General features: G+C 26.2%; 18 protein-coding genes. 9 read left to right on the forward strand and 9 right to left on the reverse strand.

Annotated elements, in window-relative coordinates; all coding sequences use genetic code 11:
• Positions 1-28: 28 nt before the first annotated feature.
• Together ACPKM0_RS05295 and ACPKM0_RS05300 are read right to left on the reverse strand one after the other, a co-directional pair.
• On the reverse strand, positions 29-1,369 hold the full coding sequence (locus ACPKM0_RS05295; RefSeq protein WP_472474002.1) for an MFS transporter: 1,341 nt from the start codon (positions 1,367-1,369) through the stop codon (positions 29-31).
• Position 1,370: 1 nt separating this feature from the next.
• On the reverse strand, positions 1,371-2,024 hold the full coding sequence (locus ACPKM0_RS05300) for a TetR/AcrR family transcriptional regulator (protein WP_472474004.1): 654 nt from the start codon (positions 2,022-2,024) through the stop codon (positions 1,371-1,373).
• A 96-nt stretch (positions 2,025-2,120) separates the two neighbouring features.
• On the opposite strand from ACPKM0_RS05300, the gene ACPKM0_RS05305 reads away from it, so the two are divergent.
• The 5 genes from ACPKM0_RS05305 (at position 2,121) to ACPKM0_RS05325 (ending at position 8,221) form a co-directional block, all read left to right on the forward strand.
• A complete protein-coding gene (locus tag ACPKM0_RS05305; protein WP_472474006.1) occupies positions 2,121-3,503 on the forward strand; it encodes a DUF6937 domain-containing protein in 1,383 nt (460 codons plus the stop codon).
• A gap of 264 nt (positions 3,504-3,767) precedes the next feature.
• A complete protein-coding gene (locus ACPKM0_RS05310) occupies positions 3,768-5,081 on the forward strand; it encodes an ABC transporter substrate-binding protein (protein WP_472474008.1) in 1,314 nt (437 codons plus the stop codon).
• Positions 5,082-5,146: 65 nt separating this feature from the next.
• Positions 5,147-6,034 carry a carbohydrate ABC transporter permease gene (locus ACPKM0_RS05315; RefSeq protein ID WP_472474010.1) on the forward strand — a complete coding sequence of 296 codons (888 nt, stop codon included), beginning with the start codon at positions 5,147-5,149 and terminating at the stop codon, positions 6,032-6,034.
• 11 nt (positions 6,035-6,045) lie between these two features.
• Positions 6,046-6,888 carry a carbohydrate ABC transporter permease gene (locus ACPKM0_RS05320; protein WP_472474012.1) on the forward strand — a complete coding sequence of 281 codons (843 nt, stop codon included), beginning with the start codon at positions 6,046-6,048 and terminating at the stop codon, positions 6,886-6,888.
• A 1-nt stretch (position 6,889) separates the two neighbouring features.
• A complete protein-coding gene (locus ACPKM0_RS05325; protein ID WP_472474014.1) occupies positions 6,890-8,221 on the forward strand; it encodes a phosphodiester glycosidase family protein in 1,332 nt (443 codons plus the stop codon).
• Between the two features lie 490 nt (positions 8,222-8,711).
• Here ACPKM0_RS05325 and ACPKM0_RS05330 read toward each other — a convergent pair whose 3' ends face one another.
• Positions 8,712-10,073: an alpha/beta fold hydrolase gene (locus tag ACPKM0_RS05330; RefSeq protein WP_472474016.1), complete on the reverse strand. Its 1,362-nt coding sequence runs from the start codon at positions 10,071-10,073 to the stop codon at positions 8,712-8,714.
• A 159-nt stretch (positions 10,074-10,232) separates the two neighbouring features.
• Between ACPKM0_RS05330 and ACPKM0_RS05335 the strand changes: the two genes are divergently transcribed.
• The 4 genes from ACPKM0_RS05335 to ACPKM0_RS05350 all read left to right on the forward strand — a co-directional run bounded on the left by ACPKM0_RS05335 (position 10,233) and on the right by ACPKM0_RS05350 (position 12,911).
• Positions 10,233-10,838 carry a TetR/AcrR family transcriptional regulator gene (locus tag ACPKM0_RS05335; protein WP_472474018.1) on the forward strand — a complete coding sequence of 202 codons (606 nt, stop codon included), beginning with the start codon at positions 10,233-10,235 and terminating at the stop codon, positions 10,836-10,838.
• A gap of 73 nt (positions 10,839-10,911) precedes the next feature.
• Positions 10,912-11,736, forward strand: coding sequence for a purine-nucleoside phosphorylase (locus ACPKM0_RS05340; protein ID WP_472474020.1), 825 nt, complete (start codon positions 10,912-10,914; stop codon positions 11,734-11,736).
• On the forward strand, positions 11,730-12,197 hold the full coding sequence (locus tag ACPKM0_RS05345; protein ID WP_472474022.1) for a cupin domain-containing protein: 468 nt from the start codon (positions 11,730-11,732) through the stop codon (positions 12,195-12,197). The genes ACPKM0_RS05340 and ACPKM0_RS05345 overlap by 7 nt, the downstream gene beginning before the upstream one ends.
• 18 nt (positions 12,198-12,215) lie before the next feature.
• Entirely contained in the window at positions 12,216-12,911 is a 696-nt protein-coding gene (locus ACPKM0_RS05350) for an SDR family NAD(P)-dependent oxidoreductase (protein WP_472474024.1), read from the forward strand.
• Here ACPKM0_RS05350 and metA read toward each other — a convergent pair.
• The 6 genes from metA to ACPKM0_RS05380 form a co-directional block, all read right to left on the reverse strand.
• On the reverse strand, positions 12,908-13,834 hold the full coding sequence (gene metA / locus ACPKM0_RS05355; protein ID WP_472474026.1) for a homoserine O-acetyltransferase MetA: 927 nt from the start codon (positions 13,832-13,834) through the stop codon (positions 12,908-12,910). The genes ACPKM0_RS05350 and metA overlap by 4 nt on opposite strands.
• A 1-nt stretch (position 13,835) precedes the next feature.
• Positions 13,836-15,119, reverse strand: a complete 1,284-nt coding sequence (locus ACPKM0_RS05360) for an O-acetylhomoserine aminocarboxypropyltransferase/cysteine synthase family protein (RefSeq protein WP_472474028.1) — start codon at positions 15,117-15,119, stop codon at positions 13,836-13,838.
• A 115-nt stretch (positions 15,120-15,234) separates the two neighbouring features.
• Positions 15,235-16,014, reverse strand: coding sequence for an ABC transporter ATP-binding protein (locus ACPKM0_RS05365; protein ID WP_472474029.1), 780 nt, complete (start codon positions 16,012-16,014; stop codon positions 15,235-15,237).
• A gap of 49 nt (positions 16,015-16,063) precedes the next feature.
• Positions 16,064-17,263, reverse strand: coding sequence for a tyrosine-type recombinase/integrase (locus tag ACPKM0_RS05370; RefSeq protein ID WP_472474031.1), 1,200 nt, complete (start codon positions 17,261-17,263; stop codon positions 16,064-16,066).
• A gap of 628 nt (positions 17,264-17,891) precedes the next feature.
• Positions 17,892-21,392, reverse strand: coding sequence for an AAA family ATPase (locus ACPKM0_RS05375; RefSeq protein ID WP_472474033.1), 3,501 nt, complete (start codon positions 21,390-21,392; stop codon positions 17,892-17,894).
• A 5-nt stretch (positions 21,393-21,397) separates the two neighbouring features.
• Positions 21,398-22,633 carry a metallophosphoesterase family protein gene (locus tag ACPKM0_RS05380; RefSeq protein ID WP_472474034.1) on the reverse strand — a complete coding sequence of 412 codons (1,236 nt, stop codon included), beginning with the start codon at positions 22,631-22,633 and terminating at the stop codon, positions 21,398-21,400.
• Between the last annotated feature and the right edge of the window lie 2 nt (positions 22,634-22,635).

Consider the following 22,635-nt stretch of genomic DNA (forward strand, 5'->3'; position numbering starts at 1 on the left):
TACATAGTGCTAATATATTATATCAAATTTATACTTCTTGTTGAGCTAAACAGGTAGCCATTATTCTCTTTTCATCATATCTTGTTAGTGCAAAACAAGCTAAGATACATAAAACAGCTGCTGTGGCTGCTGCTAATCTATAACCAGATGTACCATTTGCAGCAAATCCGGTAAATATTAACATAGCTAATGATTGACCGAGTTTAAATGCAAAAGTTCTTGCTGCAAAGAACATTCCGTTTCTATTTTGTTTGGTATTAATTTCATCTTCTTGAGCTACATCAGCTACCATAGCTTGTGGTAAGATTCCAAGAATTGCCATTGAAATTGAAGCTATTGCTACAATTAATACTCCCCAAGCAAAACCACCAAAACCTATAATGCCAGATAGAGCTGTTAGAGTATAATCAATTGCAAATATAACAAATGCTGCCATAACCATTTTCTTTTTACCAAACTTTGGTGCAAGAATATTTACTAAAGGATACCAAAGTAAAGATAAAGCAGTCATTAGTACAAATAATGTTGCACTATGGCTTTCTTGTAAGTTCATTAATGAAACGACAAAGAAAGGAAGACCAGTTTGGAAAATTGTAAGTGCTGTAAAATATAATACATCACTGTAAACAAATGTTCTAAAATCTTTATTATTAAATGTTGTTTTTAAAGAAGTAAAAGCATTTTCATTATTTGATTCAACTTGTTTTAATTTTCTTTCGTCAATAAAGAAAGTTGGGATTAACATTAAGATACAAGCAATTATGGATAAAGAGCCAAAAGTAATTCTCATAGCTGTAACACGAGAAAAGGCTGGTGTTAACATATTCCAAATAACAGGGGCTACATAAGCTAGTGAAGTACCTACGATAAATGTTAATGATATTGCTGTGCTTACTGCAATTCTACTTTTTTGATCATGTCCAATAACAGGTATTAGTGCATTATAAGGTGTACAATATATTGTCATACAAAGATAAAAACCTAGTAACATTACTAATAACCAAATAACATTTATAGATGATATTGTGTTTTTTGGAGCAAAAAAGACAAGTGTGGTAACAATAGAAAAAGGTATTGCGACTTTTCTCATAAAAGGAATTCTTTTGCCTTTAGGATTCTTAGATTTATCACTTAAATTAGCGATATAAGGATCTGTAAATGCATCAAATATCCTTCCAACAAATGTTATTAATCCAATAATAGTAATAACCTTTAAAATTACATTTCCTTGCTGAATAAATAATATTTGACCAGCTTCAATTGATTCAGCAGATGGTTGATAAAAATATACTAGCCAGTTAGATATTATTCCAGCAAGCATTGCCCATCCCATTTGTCCTAAAGCAAAAATCCATATAGTTGCAGTCATTTTAACTCCTCTTGCAATAACTTATTGCTACTTTTATTAGTGTATCTATTTTATTTTCTGTTGTAATTAATGAATCTAGAGGTATGATAGTTGGATTTACAGCACCTTTTATACAAGTTTGTAATAATGATGAAGTAATTGAAAAATAAAAAGCATCAAAATCATCAATATTTTTAAAAGTGGTATCAATTAACCCTTTTTTATATATTTCTTTAGCAATTTTATAAAAAGATTTATATAATTCATTATAAGTTTTTTCGGTTTCACTATCCATTTTGTTGTATTTAAAATAATTATCAAATTCAGCTAAAAATTTCAAAAAGGATTTATTATCTTTAAAAAATATTACATAGCAATTTAATAATTCTTCAAATTCTTCAATTGCTGTTTTTTCTTTAAAATCAATATTATTTACGATTTCTGTAACTTGGTTAGTTAATAAAGATAATTTTTCTACAGCACAATTAGAAATTAAATTATTCTTATTTTTAAAATATCTATATATAGAAGCAACACCTATATTTGATTTTTTAGCAATTTCATTGAAGGTTACATTCATAATCCCTTTTTCTACAATTAAAGTGAAAGTTGTATCTAAAATATTTTCAATATTTTTGTTCTTATAGTTTTTCATTGTGGAAGAAAAGGTTTCCATTGACAGCTCCTAATATGTAGTGATAGTATAACTATCATGTTGATAGTAATACTATCACATGTTAAATGTATTGTCAAAAAAAAAGAGGAAAATTATATGGAAATTTTTTCAAATAAGATATCAAAGAAAGATGAAAACAAAGCAAAGAAAACTTATTTAAAAAATAAGAAGAAATTTGGAGATGATTCTAATGCTAATTATCATCTTAAACTTATGAAAAATGATGTTTTAGATGATTTAAATACATATAATTTAAAACTAGCAAAGGATAAATTAACTCTTAATGTTAATAATCCTGTAATAATTGGAAATATAAGAATGGGTTTTGGTCATTATAGAATAGCTATGGCTATGTGTAGCGCAGCAAAATATTTAAATAAAACACCATTATGGATGGATTTTGCTTCATTTGAGGGTACAACTGCTTCAAAACTAATTAGTCATCAAAATGATTTATATAGTATGGGATCACGATGGTCTCAAAAATATAAACTTTTTAACAAATTTTATTGGGAACCTTTAAACAGTGTAGGATTTGCTAAATTGAGTTACAATGCAGGGGATTTATATAATGCTAAATTAATGACTCCTTTATTTAATGATTTAGATAAAGATATTCCATTTGTTGGAACACATGCTTGGAGTGCTCAAGCTGCAATTGAAGCAAAAATGGAAAAGGTTGTAAATGCAATACCTGATAATTGGCCAATGGCACTTCATTTTGCACCAGGCGCTCTAAATACTGTTCAAACTCATTCCTCCTATTTAGGTTATCGTACTCTTAGAAACATGAGTGATAAAAAAGTTGTTAATCTAAAAAATGATGATATAAAAATGGTTGGACATTATATTGACCATGAATTAGTGTCAAATATTGAAATTGATTGTAATAGAAGAATTCACAATGCTAAAACAAATAGTAAGCCTGTTGTTTTACTTACAGTAGGGGGCGCTGGAGCACAAGCTGATCTTTATGAAAAAATTATACTTAGTTTAAAGGATAAAGCTATTGTATTAATAAATGTTGGTGATCATAAAAAGGTATTAGATTCTATGAAGGAAAAATTTAGTGATGCTGTTATTCATAGTGGATATTCAGATATTAAAAAATTTGTTGTAACTGATAATATGCATCTTTTTTACGATGAAGATATTTTTAGTGCCGTTTATACTACTAATTTATTAATGCGAGTTAGCGATCTATTGATTACAAAACCAAGTGAATTAGCTTTTTATCCGATTCCAAAATTAATGCTTAAAAGAGTAGGTGGTCATGAAAAATGGGGTGCTGTTCATTCTAGTGAAGTTGGAGATGGTACTTATGAAGTTGAAACAACTGAGCAAACTATTAATATGCTAAATTTATTAATCGACTATCCTGTAACTAGAATAAGTTTAAATGAGAATATTATCCAAGCTAATAAAATTGAAATATACAATGGAGCGTATAAGGTAATTGAAGAAGCTTTTAATAGGTAACTCCTTTATTGATATATAATTAAGCACTAAATAAATATAATTTTTTTTATATTTGTTTAGTGCTTTTTTATTGGTTTTATAAAAAGTTTTTTTAATATTTAGAAGTTACTTTTTATTAGAATATCTAAAAAAAATATAATAAATCCATTATATTTTAAAAAACTAGTTGATAATATCTCTATTATTGTTTTATAGTTATTTTATCAAAATTGTTGCGTTTTGGTGCAATGTGAATTAATATAAATTTAAAGAGAGGATGAAATTATGAAAAAATTATTAGTTACAATGATTATCTTAATGTCATTGAGTATGTCTGTTTTTGCAAGTGGGCAAGCAGAAGCTGAAAAAGTAGATGAAGAGGTTGTATTAGAATGGTGGACTTGGGATGCTGATTTAAAAGATAAGAATCAAGAGATTATTGCTGAATATCAAAGTACTCATCCAAATGTTACTATTAATAATACTATTGTTAGTACAAAAGAATATTGGACAAAAATTAGAATTTTAGCTAACCAAAATAAATTACCAGATGTATTTACAATGAGTTCAAGTACATTAGAAGAATGGGCTGAAAATGGTTTAGCTTTAGAATTAGATGATTTAATTGAATCTGATAATACTAGAGATGTATTTTATTCAGACCTTTTAGAAGCTGTAAAAGATGTAAGTGGAACTGACCATTATTATGCTCTTCCTTTTGCATTAGTAACAACTACACTATATTATAATAAAGATGCATTTGATGCAGCAGGACTTGATTATCCTGATGATGATTGGACTTGGGACGAATTTAGATCTGCAGCAAAAAAATTAACAGTAGATAAAGATAATGATGGTAAAACTGATCAATATGGTTTCTGGTTCTATGGTAGATATGCACATGTTGAATCTTGGGTATATGCAAATGATGGTAATTTATTAAATAGAGATACTATGAGATTTGAACCAGATGCAGCAGCTCTTGAAGCTTTAGAAATGTTAACTGATTTAGTATTAGTTGATAAGAGCGCACCATCTCAAAAAGATATGAGTTCAGTTAGACAACAAGATGTATTCCCTATGGAAATGGCTGCTATGTGGATAGATGGTTCTTGGAATATTGATAATAACAGAAATGTTGCTGATCCTAACATGAATTGGGGAATTGCAAAAGTTCCTACAGGACCTAGTGCAGAAAAAGGTATAACTTATGCATGGACTGATTCATATGCACTATCTCCAAATACTGAAAATCCAGAAGCTGCTTGGGAATTTGCTAAATATGTTGCAGGTGAAGGTGCTGATTTAGGCATGTACTTAGCTGGTAAAATTCCTTCATATAAAGCTTTAGCTGAAAGTGATGAATTTGCAGATGAAACTAAACTTCCTGTAGAAATGAATGTATTAACAGAACAAGCTGCAAGTGAAATGAGAACATCATTTACAAAAGGTTGGAGTGAATGGAGAGGTTATGGTGCTGCAGAAGCTTTAGGTTTTAACGGCTTAATTGATGGAGTAATTAATGGCGAAATGTCATTAGATGAAGCACTCATGAAAGGTGAAGAATCTATCAATACTGTATTAGCTAGATATTATTAAAAATAAGTCTAAATGATTTTTATATGGCTACTTTTGTAGCCATATATGTATTTTAAGGTAATAAAATGAAAAAAAACAAATTATCTTGGCATGGCAGATTTACACCATGGTTATTCTTATTGCCAACAATTATTGGATTAATTGTATTTAGATTAGTTCCTATCGTATGGGCTTTTATATTAAGTTTTTCAAGATGGTCGTTATTAGGTTCTCCTAAATTCATAGGTATATCTAATTATATAGAAGCTTTTCATACGGATACTTTTCTTCAAACTTTATCAAATACAGTAGAATTTTCAATTATTTATGTAGTTGGTTCTATAATTTTTGGTTTATTATTAGCTGTATTAATTAATGTTAAAGCTAAGTCTATAGCCTTTTTTAGAGCAGTTATTTATTTACCTGTTGTAACATCAGCTGTAGCAGTTGGAATAGTATGGAATTGGATATTAGGCCCTAATGTTGGATTATTACATACAATACTTGAATCAATGAATATTAGTGCCCCTTATTGGTTGGGTGACCCAAAATTAGCTTTATCTACAGTTGCATCAGTTCAAGTTTGGAAAATGGCTGGATATAGTATGATATTGTTTTTAGCTGGATTACAAGGAATATCGGCTCAAACTATAGAAGCTGCAGTAGTAGATGGTGCAAATGGTGTACAAAGATTTTTTAAGGTAGTTTTACCAATGTTAGCGCCTACAGTTTTCTTTGTATTAACTGTTGCAATAATTGATTCCTTTAAAAACTTTGAATTAATTTATGCGATGACAAAAGGTGGTCCTCAAAATGCTACTAATACTTTAGTTTATGATGTTTATTTAAACGCTTTTGTATATTACAGAGTTGGTTATGCATCGTCTGTGGCTTTTGTATTATTAATTTTTGTAGGATTATTAACAATAATGAATTTCTATATTAGAAAGAGATGGGCAAGACCATTAGATTAGGAGATAGAATTATGAGTAAAAAAACAAGAGCAATTCACCCCTTTAGATTGGTATTGATAATAATTGCATCATTAGTTGCAGTATTCCCATTTTTATGGATGGTACAAAATTCATTTAATACAGAGCAAAATATATTTTCAAAAGGTGTTTTTAAAATTCCAGATTTATTATTTAAATCAAATATGTTTGAAAATTATAAAGTTGTAATAGGGCAATATAATTTTGGTAAATATACATTAAATTCAATATTTGTTTGTGTCCTTGCATCTCTTGGTCAAGTAATTATTTGTACCCTTGGTGGCTTTGTATTTGCAAGAATGAAATTTAAAGGATCAAAATTAGTTTTCACATTATTGTTGATTACTTTAATGGTGCCTGTTCAAGTAACAATAATTCCTGAATACTATATAATGATGAAATTAAATTGGTTGGATACTTTCTTACCATTAATAGTTCCTTCTTTCTTAGCTGGGGCTTTTGGTACTTTTATGTTAAAAGAATATTTTGAACAAATTCCTGATGCTTTGCTAGATGCAGGAATAATAGATGGTGCAAATGCTTGGAAAATGTACATTTATGTATTCTTACCACAATGTTCAGCACCTGCTGCAACATTATTTATAGTTGCTTTTATGAATAACTGGAATGATTTATTAAGACCTATGTTATATTTAACAAAAGAAAATTTGTATACTGTAACTTTAGGATTAACACAATTTCAATCCCAATATTCAGCTAAATGGAATTTATTATTAACAGGTAGTGTTTTATCTATCTTACCACTAGTTATAGTATTTATTTTTGCACAAAAATATATAATTGAAGGATCTGTTACATCAGGAATTAAGGGATAAAATGAAAAGCGAAATTGTTGAAATTCAACTAGAAGATAATAATATACAAAAATATCAAATTATAAGTGGTTTTAATTGGGAAGATTTAATATTTAAATCTCCCCCTTTTAATATTAAAACTATAAAAGCTATGGCAAGATTATATGAAGTAAATATAATACCAGAAAATCCTAAAAAATATGGAAACCTTATATTTTTTCATTCATTAGAAGATTTTAAATTAGATAGAAATACTGATATTGGTTTTATTTATAATAATCAAGTTTTGCTTAATTATTATTTTAATAAAGCAAATGATAATAATGAAGTAGAAATGATAAATGGAGTATTATCTTTTAAAGATGAAAAAATAAATAATATTTATAAATATTTATTAAAAAACAATTTAGTATCTACTACTAAAGGGGAAAAAGAGGATATTACTTTTTTTCCAGTTTCTTCAGATATGGGATATTTATCTAGTTTAGAAGGTACAAAATTATCTGTAAATAGCCATTTCTTTTTAATGGATGAAACAGATTTGGATTCTTTATATGATGAACTTGGAACTCCACATGGTTTATCTATTTATAGATCAAATGTTTATTTACCACCTTTAAATCATCGAGAATGTTTATTAATAAATTACAATGGAGAAGTAGAATTAAAAAAATTAACTATAGATGATCTAGAAGTAAAAATAGGGAAACATAATTTTATTCCTAATATAAATGCTTCTTTTTATTCAAGACCAAAATATAGGGTTACGCCTAAATGTGAAGGGGTAGCTATAGTTATAGTAAAGAACAAAGTTGTAGGGATAAAAGATAAAGGTGAAGTTGTAATTCCTATGGCAGGTTTTGTAATTCAAACTGATTCTTCTATTGATTTAGAAAATTTAGAAGTTGAATTTAATTTTACTGAACAATATATGTTTGGTGTACAAGTTGGACCAACTATGGTTTCTAATTTTAGGCAACTTAAAGATTTTGAATCTCCATTTTATCGTGGAGAAGGCACTCTTTTTCCTTCAACTGTATATCCCTTAGATTATAATAATGGAAGAGCTGCTAGAATTGGTCTTGGTGTTAAAGATGAATCTCCTATATTAATTTGGGTAGAAGGTGCTGGAAAGTTAGGCCATATAAAAGGAAAAGAAAGCTGTGGTGCGTCTCTTTTAGAATTTTCCAAATTTTGCAAAGACTATGGAATAAAAGATTTAGTTAATTTAGATGGAGGTGGCTCCGCCCAGTTAATATTCAATGGAAAGAAATATCTAAAGATTGCAGATAGGCATACTGATAAAGTTACTGAAGCAGAAAGACCTGTTCCTTATGTATTAGTTATTCATTAATCTTTTTTATTTTTAGAATAATAAATTTAGTTAAGTTAAATAATAAACTTAACGATATTATAAAAATTAAAATCCACTTTATATTTGTAAAAATGGTACAAGGATATATATAAAGTGGATTATTTGAAAAGAGAAATCTTGCTGTGAGTAAATTTTCTAACATATCAAAAATGAAAATTATGACTATTAATTTATTAATCTTACTTGAATTATATAAATTTTGATTAATATTAAAGAAAAAAAAGCTATATGATAAAGGCCATATGATGTCAAAAAAGAATGTCATATATAAATATGAATTTTTTTCTTTTATAGAAAAGTTATTACTGATTTCAATAAATTTTGAAGGTGTTATTAAAAAATGGACTTCAGCTAATTTAAAAGAAAAATTGTTGTTTATAAATTTATAAATCATAAAATAGCTTATTAATAATATAATAAATGAAATTGATAGCATTATAGATTTTTTTTTCATAGTAATTCTCTTTATTTATAGTTTGTTCAAAAAAAGTAATATATCACTTAATACATTTTCTTCAATTGTAATATCAATTGTATTATATTCATATATTTCACCAGTTTCACATTTTTGTAAAAGATGATTATAATCTTGGTACAAGTTTATTTTATATTTAGTATTAAGATATTTCTTATATTCAGATATATTTGTTTCAAAATTTACTTGTGTATCTTTACTTCCTTGTAATATTAAAGTTGGAACTCTTATATCTTTAATATACTCTCGTGGATTTATTTTTAAAAACTGAACATTCCAATCAGAATTTAAAATATTAAAAACATCTATAGCACTGTCTTCAGTGTTCCCAAGTAAAATTAAATAAGGTAGAACTATTTTTTCTTTTTCTTTTATTGATAAATTATCATTAGATAAAGATGATGTTACTTCATCAATTTTCTTTTCAAAAAAATCTAATGTTGATCTGTCTGCTTTTTTATTTATTAATAAATTCATAACTTGAGATTTATAAATTTCAGAACCACTTATTGATGGAGCTGCCATCAATATAATTGAATCAACTTCATTAGCTATGGCTTGTGCTACTATACCTCCTTCGCTATGTCCGAATAAAATGATTTTATCAAAAGAATAGTTATTTTTAATATAATTTATTTGAGATTTAATATCATCAATAATATCAAGCGTTGTATGATGTGATATATCTTCACCATTAAATCCATAATCATCACATCTTAATGTAAAATAGCCATTGTTTGTTAAATAATCACTGATAACAAAGAAAGGTTTATGATAAAATATTTCTTCATTTCTATCCTGAATACCACTTCCTGAGATAAAAATAATTATTTCATTTTTATTTTCAGGATTATTAGGTTTTGTTAAAGTCCCAAAATATTGTCTATTATTTTCTTTATTGATAATAGTTAGATTTTCAATCTCATAGTTTAATGAAGTAGGTGTTTGTTTTCTTTCTGTTTTGATGTTTAAACGCTTTTCTGTTTTAATTAATTTTATTTCATATGATGTATAGTTTTGAGTAAAAGTTCCAATTATATAATTTTCTTTTATTTCCCCTTCAATTTCAAATTTCAAAGATTTATTAGTGATAGAAATTTGATTATTGTTAGTGGTTTCATAATCTACTTCAATGTCAAAAACATTTTGACTAGGAGATGAAAAATAACCTTTGTTATTTTTAAATTCTAAAGTTAAAGGTAATGAATAGGAATTTGTAATTTGTAATGTAGTCTCATAATATCCATCAATAGAAACATTACTAATATTAACTTCTTTTTCAATCTCTGGTGTACCACGAGAAAAAATAGGTATGCTAATAACTAAAATTATTAAAAAAAGAAAAATATTTTTCATAAACAACCTCTAAGTAATTATATCATATTTTTTATATAATTGGATTTTAGTCAATTTTTATATTAGATAAGTAATTATTGTGTGTATTTTGGATGTATATTGTTGACAATGTTAGAAATAATGTAGAAAATAATTAAATAATTTTGAAGGGGATTTTTTGTGGATACTAAAAATTTGATAATTAATGTTGCTAGGGATATTTTTTTAGAAAAAGGGTTTAAGAAAGCAAATATTAGAGATATTGCTAATGGAGCTCAAGTTTCTACCGGTGCTATTTACGGTTATTTTGAAAATAAAGAAAAATTATATGAGGCAACAATAGGCCCATTACCTAGAGAATATTATTACAAATATTTATCTGCGGTAGAAAAGATTAATAAAAAAGATTATTTAATTGCTCTAAAAAAAATAAGACGAAATCATTTTGATGGAATAGAATTGTTTTTAGATTATGTATATGCTGATCCTATTGCTTGGAAATTAGTTGTTAAAGGTAAAGGGACTAATTATCATAAACATTTGAATGTTATTATAAATAAAGAAATTGAAGCCTTTTCGTGCTTTTTAGATGTACTAGATGAAAAAAATGTTAATTATAAACGCCCAAATCAAAATGTTGTAAATTGTTTAATTACTAATTTAGTTAAAGATTTAATTCAAGTAATTACTCTTGATCTTGATAGAGATGAAGCATTAGACTTTTCTAATCAAATAGCTTCTTTTTTCTTTCAAGGTTGGATGAATTTATTAAATATTAGTGAGTAATTAATTTTGTTAGATTATTTATTTATTTCCCATTTTGTGTTATTATTCTTTCTACACAAGTAATGGAGATTTTATGGATAATTTATTAAAAAAACTTGATGATGCAACAAGTTATATTAGTCAAAAGATAGGCGATAAGAAAATTGATATCGCAATGGTTTTAGGTAGTGGTTTAGGTGATTTAGCTAATGAAGTAGAGAACCCAACATTTATTCCTTATTCAGAGATTCCAAGTTTTCCCAAATCAACAGTTGCAGGACATGCAGGACGTTTAGTTATTGGTGAATTAGAAGGAAAAACTGTATTATGTATGCAAGGTAGATTCCATTATTATGAAGGTTACAATATGGATATTGTTGTTTTCCCTATTCAAGTAATGAAAAGATTAAATATATCTAATTTATTATTAACAAATGCTGCTGGTTGTACTAACAAAGATTGGACACCTGGTGATTTAATGATTATTAAAGATCATATTAAATTAATTGCTGATAATCCTTTAAGAGGCGCTAATTATGAAGAATTAGGCCCTAGATTCTTTGACATGTCAAATGCATATGATAAAGATTTAAGAATTTTTGCTAAAAATATTGCAGAAGAATTAAATATTGAAGTTAGAGAAGGTGTATACCAATTATTTACAGGTCCATCTTATGAAACACAAACTGAAGTTAAATTAGCAAAAATGTTAGGTGCTGATGCTGTAGGTATGTCTACTGTTCCTGAAGCTATTTCAGCTGCTCATATGGGTATGAAAACTTTAGGTATTAGTTGTTTAACTAATATGGCTGCAGGTATTTTAGATCAACCTCTAAATCATGAAGAAGTATTAGAAACTAGTTTGAAAGTAAAGACAAAGTTTACATCTTTAGTTAAAGAAATAGTAAAACAATGGTAGATTATAACACAATAATTAATAGATTAGGCCTTCAACCTCTAGAGGTTGAAGGTGGTTGTTTTAAAAGAGTAATCACATTAAAAAATAATCATGAAGAAGAAATAGGTAGTTGTATTTATTATTTAGTAACTCCTAAATCTTATTCTTCACTTCATAAAGTTTTAAAAGATGAAATTTGGTATTTCTTAGAAGGGGACCCTTTATTACAGATTCAATATAATGAAGAAACAGAGGAATTTTCTTCTGTGATTATTGATAAAGCTTCTAATGGTGGGACTCCAATGCATTTAGTTGAAAAAAATGTTTGGCAATCTACTATTTTAAAAGACGGTGGTAATTGGGCATTAGTTGCAACAACTGTTATCCCTGGGTTTAGTTATGAAGATTTTGTTCATTATAATGATGATATTGTAAATACAATAAGTGATTTTTGTGATATTGAAAAATTTATTTATAATTAAAAATAAGGAAATATTTTAATGAAAGCTTTAGTGATAGGCGGTACAAGTAATATTGGTATAAGTATTATTGATCAATTATATAATGAAAATTATGAAATTGAATTTACATTTTCCAATAATTTAAGTAAAGCGAACGAGATAAAAAATAAGTATAACTTAAAAAGTTATCAAATAGATATTACACAAGAAAATCAAGTTAAAGAATTATTTGATAATGTTTGTAATATAGATTTATTGGTAATAGTATCTGGTATTTTTACTGTAGCTTCTCAACAAGAATTATCTTTAGATGATTTTAATAAAGTTATAGATATAAATATAAAAGGAACTTTTTTAATAGTAAAACATTCTATTATTTCTATGAATTTAAATAGTTCTATAGTAATGATTTCATCTACCAATGCTTATCATCCTGGTTTTGGTAACACAGCTCATTATGATGGCTCAAAAGGTTTTGTTTTATCTTATACTAAGAGCTTAGCTAGTGAATTAGGACCTAATAAAATAAGAGTAAACGCTGTAGCTCCTGGATTAATTGAAGCTCCATATTTACATGATAAGGATAATCCTGTATTAAATATGTTCTTAGATAGAGCTATAATAAAAGATACCGTTAAAGCTGAAGATGTTGCTTTAACCGTTTCTTTCTTAGCTAAAAATAAAGCTATTGATGGTCAATGTATCGTTGTTGATTGTGGATATTTAATAGGTTAAATGTCGTTTTCAATTTCTTGAAGATTGAAAGGTGTAGTTTGATATACAAAATAATTCAACCAATTGCTAAATAAAAGATTCGCATGTGATCTCCAACTTACAATTGGTTTTTTTGTATCATCATCATTTGGGAAGTAATTTATTGGTATTTGAATATCTAAACCTTTATTTTTATCTCTAAAATATTCAGCTTTTAATGTATCTCTATCATATTCACTATGTCCCGTAATAAAAATATGTTTACCTTTATTGTTTGAAATTGCATAAATTCCTGCATCTTCAGATTTAGCTAATATTTTTAAATCATGACATTTATTAACATCTTCTTCTCTTATTGTTGTATGTCTACTATGAGGAGCTGGGAATATTTCATCAAATCCTCTTAATAATATTGGATGTTTATATACAACTTTATGTTTATAAATCCCGAATAGTTTTTTATCAAGAGGTACTTTATCAATATTGTAATGATAATATAAACCGGCTTGAGCTCCCCAACAAATATGTAGGGTAGAATGAACATGTTTATTAGACCATTCCATTATTGTACATAATTCATTCCAATAGGTTACTTCTTCAAAAGGCATTTGTTCTACAGGGGCTCCTGTAATAATCATACCATCATAATAATTATTTTTTATTTCATCAAAGGATCTATAAAATGAGGACATGTGGTCTAAACTCGTATTTTTAGATTCATGTGTAGACATTTGAATTAAATCTAATTCTACTTGAAGAGGAGTGTTCCCTAATAATCTAGATAATTGAGTTTCCGTATTTATTTTAGTCGGCATTAAATTTACTAATGCGATTTTCAAAGGACGAATATCTTGAGTATAAGCTCTATATTCATCCATAACAAATATATTTTCACTTTCTAATACTGCTTTTGCAGGTAAATTATTAGGGATTCTTATTGGCATATTATTTTACCTTTTCTAATGCTTGATCAATATCATTGATAATATCTTCAATATCTTCAATTCCAACACTAAATCTAATAAAGTTTGGACTGATACCGCAATTAACCAATTGTTCATCAGTTAATTGTCTATGTGTAGTTGATGCTGGGTGAAGAACGCTAGTTCTTGCATCTGCAACATGTACAACAATTTTAGCAAGTTTTAAACTATCCATAAATACTTGAGCTGCTTCTCTTCCACCTTTTATTTTGAAAGATACTACGCCGCTACTATATCCTTTATAAAGATACTTTTGAGCTCTATCATAAGATGGATCATTTTCTAGACCAGGGTAGCTAACAGAAACTATGTTGTTTTTTGTCTGTAGATGTTTAGCCACTGCTAAAGCATTCTCACTATGTCTTACTATTCTAAGAGCTAAAGTTTCTAATCCAAGATTTAATAAAAATGCTGTCATAGGCTGAGGGGTTGAACCTAAATCTCTCATTAATTGAGTTCTAGCTTTTACTATGTAAGCAGCTTTACCAAATTGTTTTGTATATATTACACCATGATAAGAATCATCAGGAGTAGTTAATCCAGGATATTTATTATCTACATTCCAATCAAAATTACCTGAATCTACGATTACACCACCAACAACTGTTGCATGTCCATCCATATATTTAGTAGTAGAATGAATAACAATATCAGCACCATGTTCAATTGGTCTACAAAGAATAGGGGTTGCAAAAGTATTATCGACAATTAGTGGTATTTGTAACTTATGCGCAATATTAGCATATTTTTCAATATCTAATACATATAATGCAGGGTTTGCTATAGTTTCACTGAAAAATAGTTTAGTTTTATCGTCAACTAGTTTTTTTATTTCATTCTCATCCATATCTAATGTAATAAAACGAGTTTCAATACCCATTTTCTTTAAAGTTACTGAGAAAAGGTTTGTTGTCCCACCATAAATTGTAGCAAGAGATAATATATTGTCTCCAGCTTCAGCAATATTTAAAACGGAAATTAATGAAGCAGCTTGTCCTGAAGATGTACACATTGCACCAACTCCACCTTCTAAATCTGCAATTTTCTTTTCAACAGCATCTACAGTTGGGTTTGATATTCTTGTATACATATGGCCTTCTTTTGTTAAATCAAAAAGTTGTGCCATTTCTTGAGAACTATCATATTTGTAAGTTGTGCTTTGATAAATAGGTAATTGTCTTGGTTCACCATTTTTAGGTTCATAACCACTTTGGATACATTTCGTATTAATTTTATAGTTCTTCATCTTTTCCTCCAGAAAAATTGATTAGTTAAATCTAACATACCTTTAATTGATAGACAATATATATAGAAAATAATTGTATAAAAAATGTATAAATATTAAAATAATACATACAAAATTAACACCAAGCTGAATATATACCATTTTTTTTAGCTACATAAACTCTTTGATCATACAATTTGGATAAAACGTCTTCATTGAGTAAATCTTCTTTATTCCCTTTTTTATAAATTTGACCATCTTTCATTAATATTATTGTTTGTATTTCGGGTAATATTTGAGATAGTTCATGAGTTATCATGATAATAGTTTTTCCATTATTAATAGCATTCTCAAGAGCTTTTCGATAATGAGAACGGGAGGGAAAATCTAAACCACTTGCTGCTTCATCAAGTAATAGTAAATCAGGGTTATGAACTAGAGCTCTAGCTAATAATACTCTTTGAGCTTCTCCTGTTGATAAAGTATTCATACCTTTATCAACTAAATGTTCACAGTAATTATTTTTTAAACTAAATAAAGTTTTATCAATGTGTTCTTTTGTAATTCTGTGATGGAAATCAATACCAATTGATGAGAATATACCACTTGTAACAACATCTTTTACAGGATATGTAGTATTACACATTTGAAAAATTGTTTGAGATACAACACCTATATGCTTTCTCAATTCTTCTTTGCTTAAATTTTCTTTTCCAAATCTATTTATATATAATTTTTCATTCCAAAGAGGATGTATTTCCATTGAGCAGACATTTAAAAGAGTGGATTTCCCAGCTCCATTGGGACCTAGTATTGCTACATGTTCTCCCTTTTTTATCGAAAATGAAGTATCTTTTAAAATTAATTTATTATTTCTTCTTACGCTAGCATTTTTTATTTCAATTAGTCTTTCCATATTCTATAAAATATCATTATTAATAAAAAAAATTAAGTGAAATTGATATTTAATTTATAAAAGGTAAAATATTGGTTTCTTGAGCTTTTCTAATACTTTCTAATGCATTGTCTTCTATATGTGAATAAATATCAGAAAGTTGTTCTGTTGAGTGACCAATAGTTAATCTTAATATATACTCATCAACACTTCCTCTAAGCAATGTGTTAGCCATATGTCTAAGTGAGTGAAATGATATATTTCTACTTTCTATTTCTTCTTTAGTTAAAGTTTCAGACCTTATTATTGCTTCTTTGAATTTAGTACTAAAATAATGTGAAGATATAACACTATTCTTTTTTTTACTCCAAAAAACTAATTCTCTATCATCTAATATATTTAAATTGTTATCAGCATGTTTAATTAAGCTTTCACAAAGTTGAATAGGGCAAGGTACAATTCTTGTTTTTTTACCCTTAGGGATTTTATTTTTTGCAATATTTGCATAAGCTCTATCAATTATTATAATTCCATTTTTAATTTGTATTTTTGTTAGTGCTCTTAACTCACCACTTCTCATACCTGTAATTAATGCTAAACTTACTGCTAAATATATAGTTTTATCTTGCTGTGTTTTTAAATGGCTAATTACTTTAGAAATTTCATCATTAGTTAAAATGCCTCTAACTTTAATGTTTTTTCGAATTGGATCTACTTTTGTAAATTGATTTTGTTTGATTAAATTATCTTTTTTAGCATATTCTAATGCTTGTGAAAAAGAATTCATAATTTGATTGATTGTTGTAGAGCTTAATTTATTACTATGTATGAGTTTAGTTTGAATATCTTCTAAGAAATTAATATTAACATTATTGATTGAAAAACTATCATCAATAAGTGGAAGTAAATGATTTATTATTAAATTTCTACGTGTAGAAACATAATCAGGTGATATGGAATCTTTATCCAATAATAATTTACGACTAAAATACGGACTTTTTTCATAATCAAAGAACTTTAGTAAATACTTTTTTAAATTTTTTTCTTTATGATTTGTGAAAATAATATCATTGTCTAATGCTTTTTGAGCAATTATATTAGCTTCATTTAGCCTGGTAACATGCTCAAAGCCTAAATTAAGCTTTCTTTTTAGTTTATCAATGCTTTTTTTTGTTCCACGCTTGTTAGTTATTGGATCTCTGTACATGACGTAAAAACTAAAATTTTCTTTATTTTTTATTCTACATAGTGTAAATGGTGTGGCAGTCATATATATATCCTTCTTATAAGCTTGTTCAATTTTATTATCTTTGTTCAATTATATGCTCAATTATTCAATTTGTCTATAATTTTAAAACAAAAAAATATTTTGATAAACCACTTAAATAGGTGATTTACATAGCTTAGACTAAAAATTTTATTTAAATAAGTACTTACTTATATAAAGTAAGTACAAAAAATCACTATACAATAAATTTGATTGCATAATGTAAGAATATACAATGTATATTAATATTTATACGTTGTAAATTTTTATAAATATTTTGAAATAAGAAGATTAAAAAAAATAAATTATATTATATAAAAGCTTGTAATATAATTAAATAATACAATTTAAGTAATCATTTTTAAGCTTAAATATGAATATATATTCATAGAATAAAATACTAATAAATATTTATATACATATTTTTATACAAATGTTATATACACTTTTTTTGATATTTAAAACGATAAAAAAATATCGATAAAATTGAAAGGTTATAACAAATTTTGAGAATATTGAATTAAATTTAAATAATATCAGATATAGTATTTACTATGTCTGAGATTAAAGAGAATAGTATATTTATTTATTGTTTAATTATCTTAGAATACTTAAATCTAATATTTTATTATTAATTTACTCCTGGACCAGAAAGAGAAGATGTTGAATCACCATTTTCTTGTACTTTGATTTGAGAGCGAATTCTATCATGAAGTATGCTTACATGTGAAATTAAGCCAATAGTTTTACCTGTTTTTGTTAGATTGTTAATTGCTTCAAGCGATTGTGTTAATGTCTCTTCATCTAAAGTTCCAAATCCTTCATCTAAAAATAGGGTTTCAATAGAAACTTTTTTGTTTAGTAGCTCACTAAGTCCAAGTGCTAAAGAAAATGAGATTATAAAGGTTTCTCCACCTGAAAGGTTAGTAACAGGTCTTTTTATTGCTGCACTGTATTTATCTATAACTCCAAGATCTAGTGATGATTTGTTATCTTCTCTGATTCTATATAGTTCATATCTTGGAAATAATTCAATAAGCTTATTATTAGTATTATTTATTAAATAATCTAATGTGATACCTTGTGCAATTGTTTTAAACTTTTTACCATCGGCACTTCCAATTGCAGTATTTAAGATACTCCATTTATTTACTATTGATTCTTGATTATTAATTATTTCTTGTTTTTCTTTATATTTTGAAAGGTTATCATTATTTGTTTTCAACTCTTGCTCTATTATAGTTTTTTGAGTTATTGATAAATCTCTATCTCTTAATAACTGATTATGTTTCTCTTTAGCAGTTTCTTCACTAATTTCTATTTTTTGAGTTTGTAATTCAGATTTTTCTTTTTCGATATCTTTTATAAGGGTATTAAATTCTAATTTTTGATCTTCATAATTTTTAATATCTTCTTTTAAAGATTTTAACAAATTAGATTCAATATTAAATGAAAGGGCAATATCTAGTGATTCTATATTCTTTTCTTTTAATAAAACTAATATATCTTTTGATAATTTAGTTTTTTCTTGATTATAAGAATTAGCATTTTCTTCTTTATGTTTTGTTGTAGTATTTAAAGAAATAAGTTTTTCACTGAGTGGAGTTAAATTAGTACTATTTTCATTTAGTTTATTATTTAGTTCTTTTACAATATTAGTTTGTTTTTTTATTTCTATATCACAATTTTTATCTTGGAATAAAGTTGTTCTCTCTGTTTTTAGGTTTTGGATATTATTTACTAGAATGTTTTTATCGTTATTTAGGTCTTCTATCTCTTTTAGTGATTCTTTTTCATTTAATTTATCTTTTTGTATTTCTTTATTTAAGGTTTCTATATCTTTTTTTAAAGAAGTGTGTTGCTTTAAATTTTCATTGAATAAAGAGAATGATTTAGTTAAATCTTTGTAATTGAGTGAAATAATATAATCATCTAAATTGGAAATTATTTCTTTTATTTCTTTATTTAACTTATCAATTTCTGTTGTAGCTTTATTTATATTATTCTCGTTTTCCCCTTTTAGTCTTTCAGCAATCATAAGATTTGCTCTTGCTTTTTCTAAAAGGGGCGTGTTTTCATTTATTGATATGTTTAATGCCTTTAGTTTCTCTTGTTTTTTATCTAATTTATCTATATTTTCAATAATAGTTTTTTGTATTGTATTTAATTCAGATTCAAAAGAATCAATAGAATAAATTTTTGCAGATAATTCATTAATTAAGGACTTTTCTATTTGATTAAAGTTATAGGTTAATGCATTTAATTCTGAAGTGATATTTGATATTTTTGTAATAATATCATCGTTTTCATCAAGGAGTTTTTGATATTTTTCTTTTGCTTTATCTAATCTAGTTGTATCTCCACTTGTTATGCTAGGGTGTTCTATTGAACCACAGAGAGGACAAATTTCACCTTCTTTAATAAGATGAGCATAACATTTAAGTCCAACAATTTCTTTTTCTAATTCTATAATTTCTTGTTGAGCTAGTATTTGTTGTTGATAGGATTTTGATTTTTCTTCTAATTCTTTTTCAAGATTAGTCTTAATATCAATTTCTGCTTTATTTTCATAATACTTTTTATAATTTTCTTTCATTTCCTCTAAAAGACTTCGCTGATTCTTATATTTAAGTAATATCTCAGATATTTCTTCATATGTATAATCAAACTTTTTTATTTCTTCTTTTAGATCAGAATTCTCTTTAATAAAATTGTTAAATATTTTGTTTTTATCTTCAAAGTCTTTTAAAATAGTATCTCTCTTTTTTTCCTCTATTTTTATTTCTTTTTTATTTTCTTCTAATTTAGATGTTTTTGAAAAATATATATCCAAATTTTCTAATATGAAATCTTGTTTGTCTTTATATTTATTTAGATGATCATTTTCTTTTAAATATTTATCTACTATTTCTAATTTAGTTGTTTTTTCAGCTAAAGATGAAGAGTCTTTTTCTATTTTATTAGTCACAATAGAGTAATTATCTTGTTTGTTTTTTATATTAGCTTTAAGTAGTTCAAGTTTTGAATCTTCATCTTTAATTTTAGAATCTAATTCTCTGACCTTTATTACTATCTTATTTAATTGTTCTAAAGATGTTTCTTCTTTTTCTCTTTCCTTAGTTAATGTTACTTTTTCTTTTTCTAAATTGTCTTTTATTTCTATAGTTTCAGCAATTTCTACCTTTAAAGCATTGATATCTTGTTTTTCTTTATTTAGTTTTGTTTCAATATTTTTTACTGTACTATCTAATTCAATTATTTCTTTAGCATTTTGATAGTTTTCAATCTTTTTTATATTAGATTTATAATCAGCTTTTTGAGTCTCAATTTTACTTTTTATAGTTGATAGAGAATTTTCTTTATCTTTTAAATCATTTAACTTTTTATAATATTCAAGTATTAAATTTATAGAATTGATTTCAATATCTATATCTTTGATATTTTTTTCATATTTTTTAATTTCATTCTTTTTTATATCTATTTGTTCATTGCTTAATAGTTGGATATCACCTAATTGCTCTTTTAAGTTATTGAGGTTACTTTTTTCTTCTTTTTCATGCTCATAAACTTTCTTGCTTATCTGAGTATATATTTGAGTACCTGTTATTTGTTCGAGAATATCAGCTTTTTCATCATCTTTAGCTTTTAAAAACTTATCAAAACTTCCTTGTGCTAACATGACTGTTTTACTAAATTGATTGAAATTTAATCCAATGATTTTTTCAGTGGCTTCTTCTAATTTAACAGTTTTAGAAACTAAATTTTCTTCAGTATTAATATTAATTAATGATTGAGTTTTACCTCTTAGATTTCCTAATGGAGATTTTCTAGATTTATGCTGTTTAAAGGTTGCTATATATTTTACACCTTTTGTTGAAAAAATAACTTCTGAACTACATTCTCCACTATGTTTATTCATTAATTCATTAGTGGTGCCTGTGATTTTACCTTGTCTTGTAGTCTCTCCATATAAAGCTAGTGTTATAGCATCAAAAATAGATGATTTTCCACTACCTGTTTTTCCTGTTATTAGAAAGATATTTTCACGTGTAAGTTCAGGATTATCAAAATCTATTTTCCAACTTCCTTTTAAAGAGTTAATATTTTCAAATTTTAAACTATGTATTTTCATTATCTCTATGCTTCCTCTGCTTTAACTTCTTCAATTACTTGATCAAATAATTTATAAATCTCTTCATCTTCTATTTTCCCTTCTTCAACATCAACAAAGCTCATGTTAAAGATTTGTTTTGGGGTGAGGTTTTCTAGTGATACTTTCTTATTAAAAGTATTACTTACTGAGATTTTACTTTCTATTCTGATAATTAATATTTTAAAGTTGTTGTCTAACTTATTTACATAATCTTCAATTTCCTCATTTATAGATGTTTCTATTGTTTTGTTTTTATATATTATCTCTAGATAGATAGGATCTTCTTTATAATCTAGTTCTATACTTTTATCTAATTCACTTAGTTTATTTTTTATATCTTCAATGCTAGTTGCTGCTATTTGTTCTAGATGTAAAAATTTAGGTAGAATAATTTTCTCTTTTGTAAATTCTTTATTATTAAATTCTAGTTTGATTATTTGCTTTTTAGTTTTTTCACCAAAGTTTAAAGAAATAGGGGAGCCTGAATACACTATTTTCTCATCTTTATTGACTATTTGAGGTTTATGTATATGTCCAAGTGCAAAGTAGTCGATATTTTTTGGGAATGTGTTAGCGTTTATGCTTTTAAGTTTTCCAACATATATATCTCTATGTTTTTCACCTTCTATTTCAGTATTGCTTTTACTTCCTGATGCAAACAAATGCATTAATGATATTGTTGGTAGTGTTAAATCTAAATTATCAACAATATATTCATCAATTTTTTTATAGTGCTTGATTAGTGCATTCTCTAATTCTTTTTCAATATCGATGATATTATCACTTTCTAAATTTGGCTTTAAATCTTTTTCTCTTAAGAAAGGAATTGCAACTATATTACAATAAGGTTTATTGTTATTTGCTAGCGTGAAAACTTGATCTTCAACTTTTATAGATGTAATTATATGTATATTTTTGAATTTCAAAAATGGTGTTGCTAAATCTAACATAGAGGCTAAATCGTGGTTTCCACTTATTATAACTGTGTCTTTTAGTGTTGATATTTTTGATAATCTTTCTAGAAAATCATAAAATATTTTCTGTGTTGTTACACTTACATATGTTGTATCGAATATATCACCACTTATTAGTAATAAATCTATTTTTTCATTAATTATTGTATCAATTAGAAAATTAAATAAATGCTCATGTGCAAAAATAATTTTATGCTTGTGTAAGTTTTTTCCTATGTGTAAATCACTTGTATGTAGAACTTTCATAT

The organism is Pleomorphochaeta sp., from assembly GCF_050031695.1.
Classification (GTDB): Bacteria; Spirochaetota; Spirochaetia; order Sphaerochaetales; family Sphaerochaetaceae; genus Pleomorphochaeta.

Excerpts from the sequence above, each read along its gene's own strand:
- ACPKM0_RS05310 (WP_472474008.1), top strand. The coding sequence starts at position 3,768 with ATGAAAAAATTATTAGTTACAATGATTATCTTAATGTCATTGAGTATG.
- ACPKM0_RS05305 (WP_472474006.1), top strand. The coding sequence starts at position 2,121 with ATGGAAATTTTTTCAAATAAGATATCAAAGAAAGATGAAAACAAAGCA.
- ACPKM0_RS05370 (WP_472474031.1), bottom strand. The coding sequence starts at position 17,263 with ATGACTGCCACACCATTTACACTATGTAGAATAAAAAATAAAGAAAAT.
- ACPKM0_RS05340 (WP_472474020.1), top strand. The coding sequence starts at position 10,912 with ATGGATAATTTATTAAAAAAACTTGATGATGCAACAAGTTATATTAGT.
- ACPKM0_RS05380 (WP_472474034.1), bottom strand. The coding sequence starts at position 22,633 with ATGAAAGTTCTACATACAAGTGATTTACACATAGGAAAAAACTTACAC.
- ACPKM0_RS05350 (WP_472474024.1), top strand. The coding sequence starts at position 12,216 with ATGAAAGCTTTAGTGATAGGCGGTACAAGTAATATTGGTATAAGTATT.
- ACPKM0_RS05365 (WP_472474029.1), bottom strand. The coding sequence starts at position 16,014 with ATGGAAAGACTAATTGAAATAAAAAATGCTAGCGTAAGAAGAAATAAT.
- ACPKM0_RS05330 (WP_472474016.1), bottom strand. The coding sequence starts at position 10,073 with ATGAAAAATATTTTTCTTTTTTTAATAATTTTAGTTATTAGCATACCT.
- ACPKM0_RS05315 (WP_472474010.1), top strand. The coding sequence starts at position 5,147 with ATGAAAAAAAACAAATTATCTTGGCATGGCAGATTTACACCATGGTTA.
- metA (WP_472474026.1), bottom strand. The coding sequence starts at position 13,834 with ATGCCAATAAGAATCCCTAATAATTTACCTGCAAAAGCAGTATTAGAA.
- ACPKM0_RS05360 (WP_472474028.1), bottom strand. The coding sequence starts at position 15,119 with ATGAAGAACTATAAAATTAATACGAAATGTATCCAAAGTGGTTATGAA.
- ACPKM0_RS05320 (WP_472474012.1), top strand. The coding sequence starts at position 6,046 with ATGAGTAAAAAAACAAGAGCAATTCACCCCTTTAGATTGGTATTGATA.
- ACPKM0_RS05345 (WP_472474022.1), top strand. The coding sequence starts at position 11,730 with ATGGTAGATTATAACACAATAATTAATAGATTAGGCCTTCAACCTCTA.
- ACPKM0_RS05375 (WP_472474033.1), bottom strand. The coding sequence starts at position 21,392 with ATGAAAATACATAGTTTAAAATTTGAAAATATTAACTCTTTAAAAGGA.
- ACPKM0_RS05300 (WP_472474004.1), bottom strand. The coding sequence starts at position 2,024 with ATGGAAACCTTTTCTTCCACAATGAAAAACTATAAGAACAAAAATATT.
- ACPKM0_RS05295 (WP_472474002.1), bottom strand. The coding sequence starts at position 1,369 with ATGACTGCAACTATATGGATTTTTGCTTTAGGACAAATGGGATGGGCA.
- ACPKM0_RS05325 (WP_472474014.1), top strand. The coding sequence starts at position 6,890 with ATGAAAAGCGAAATTGTTGAAATTCAACTAGAAGATAATAATATACAA.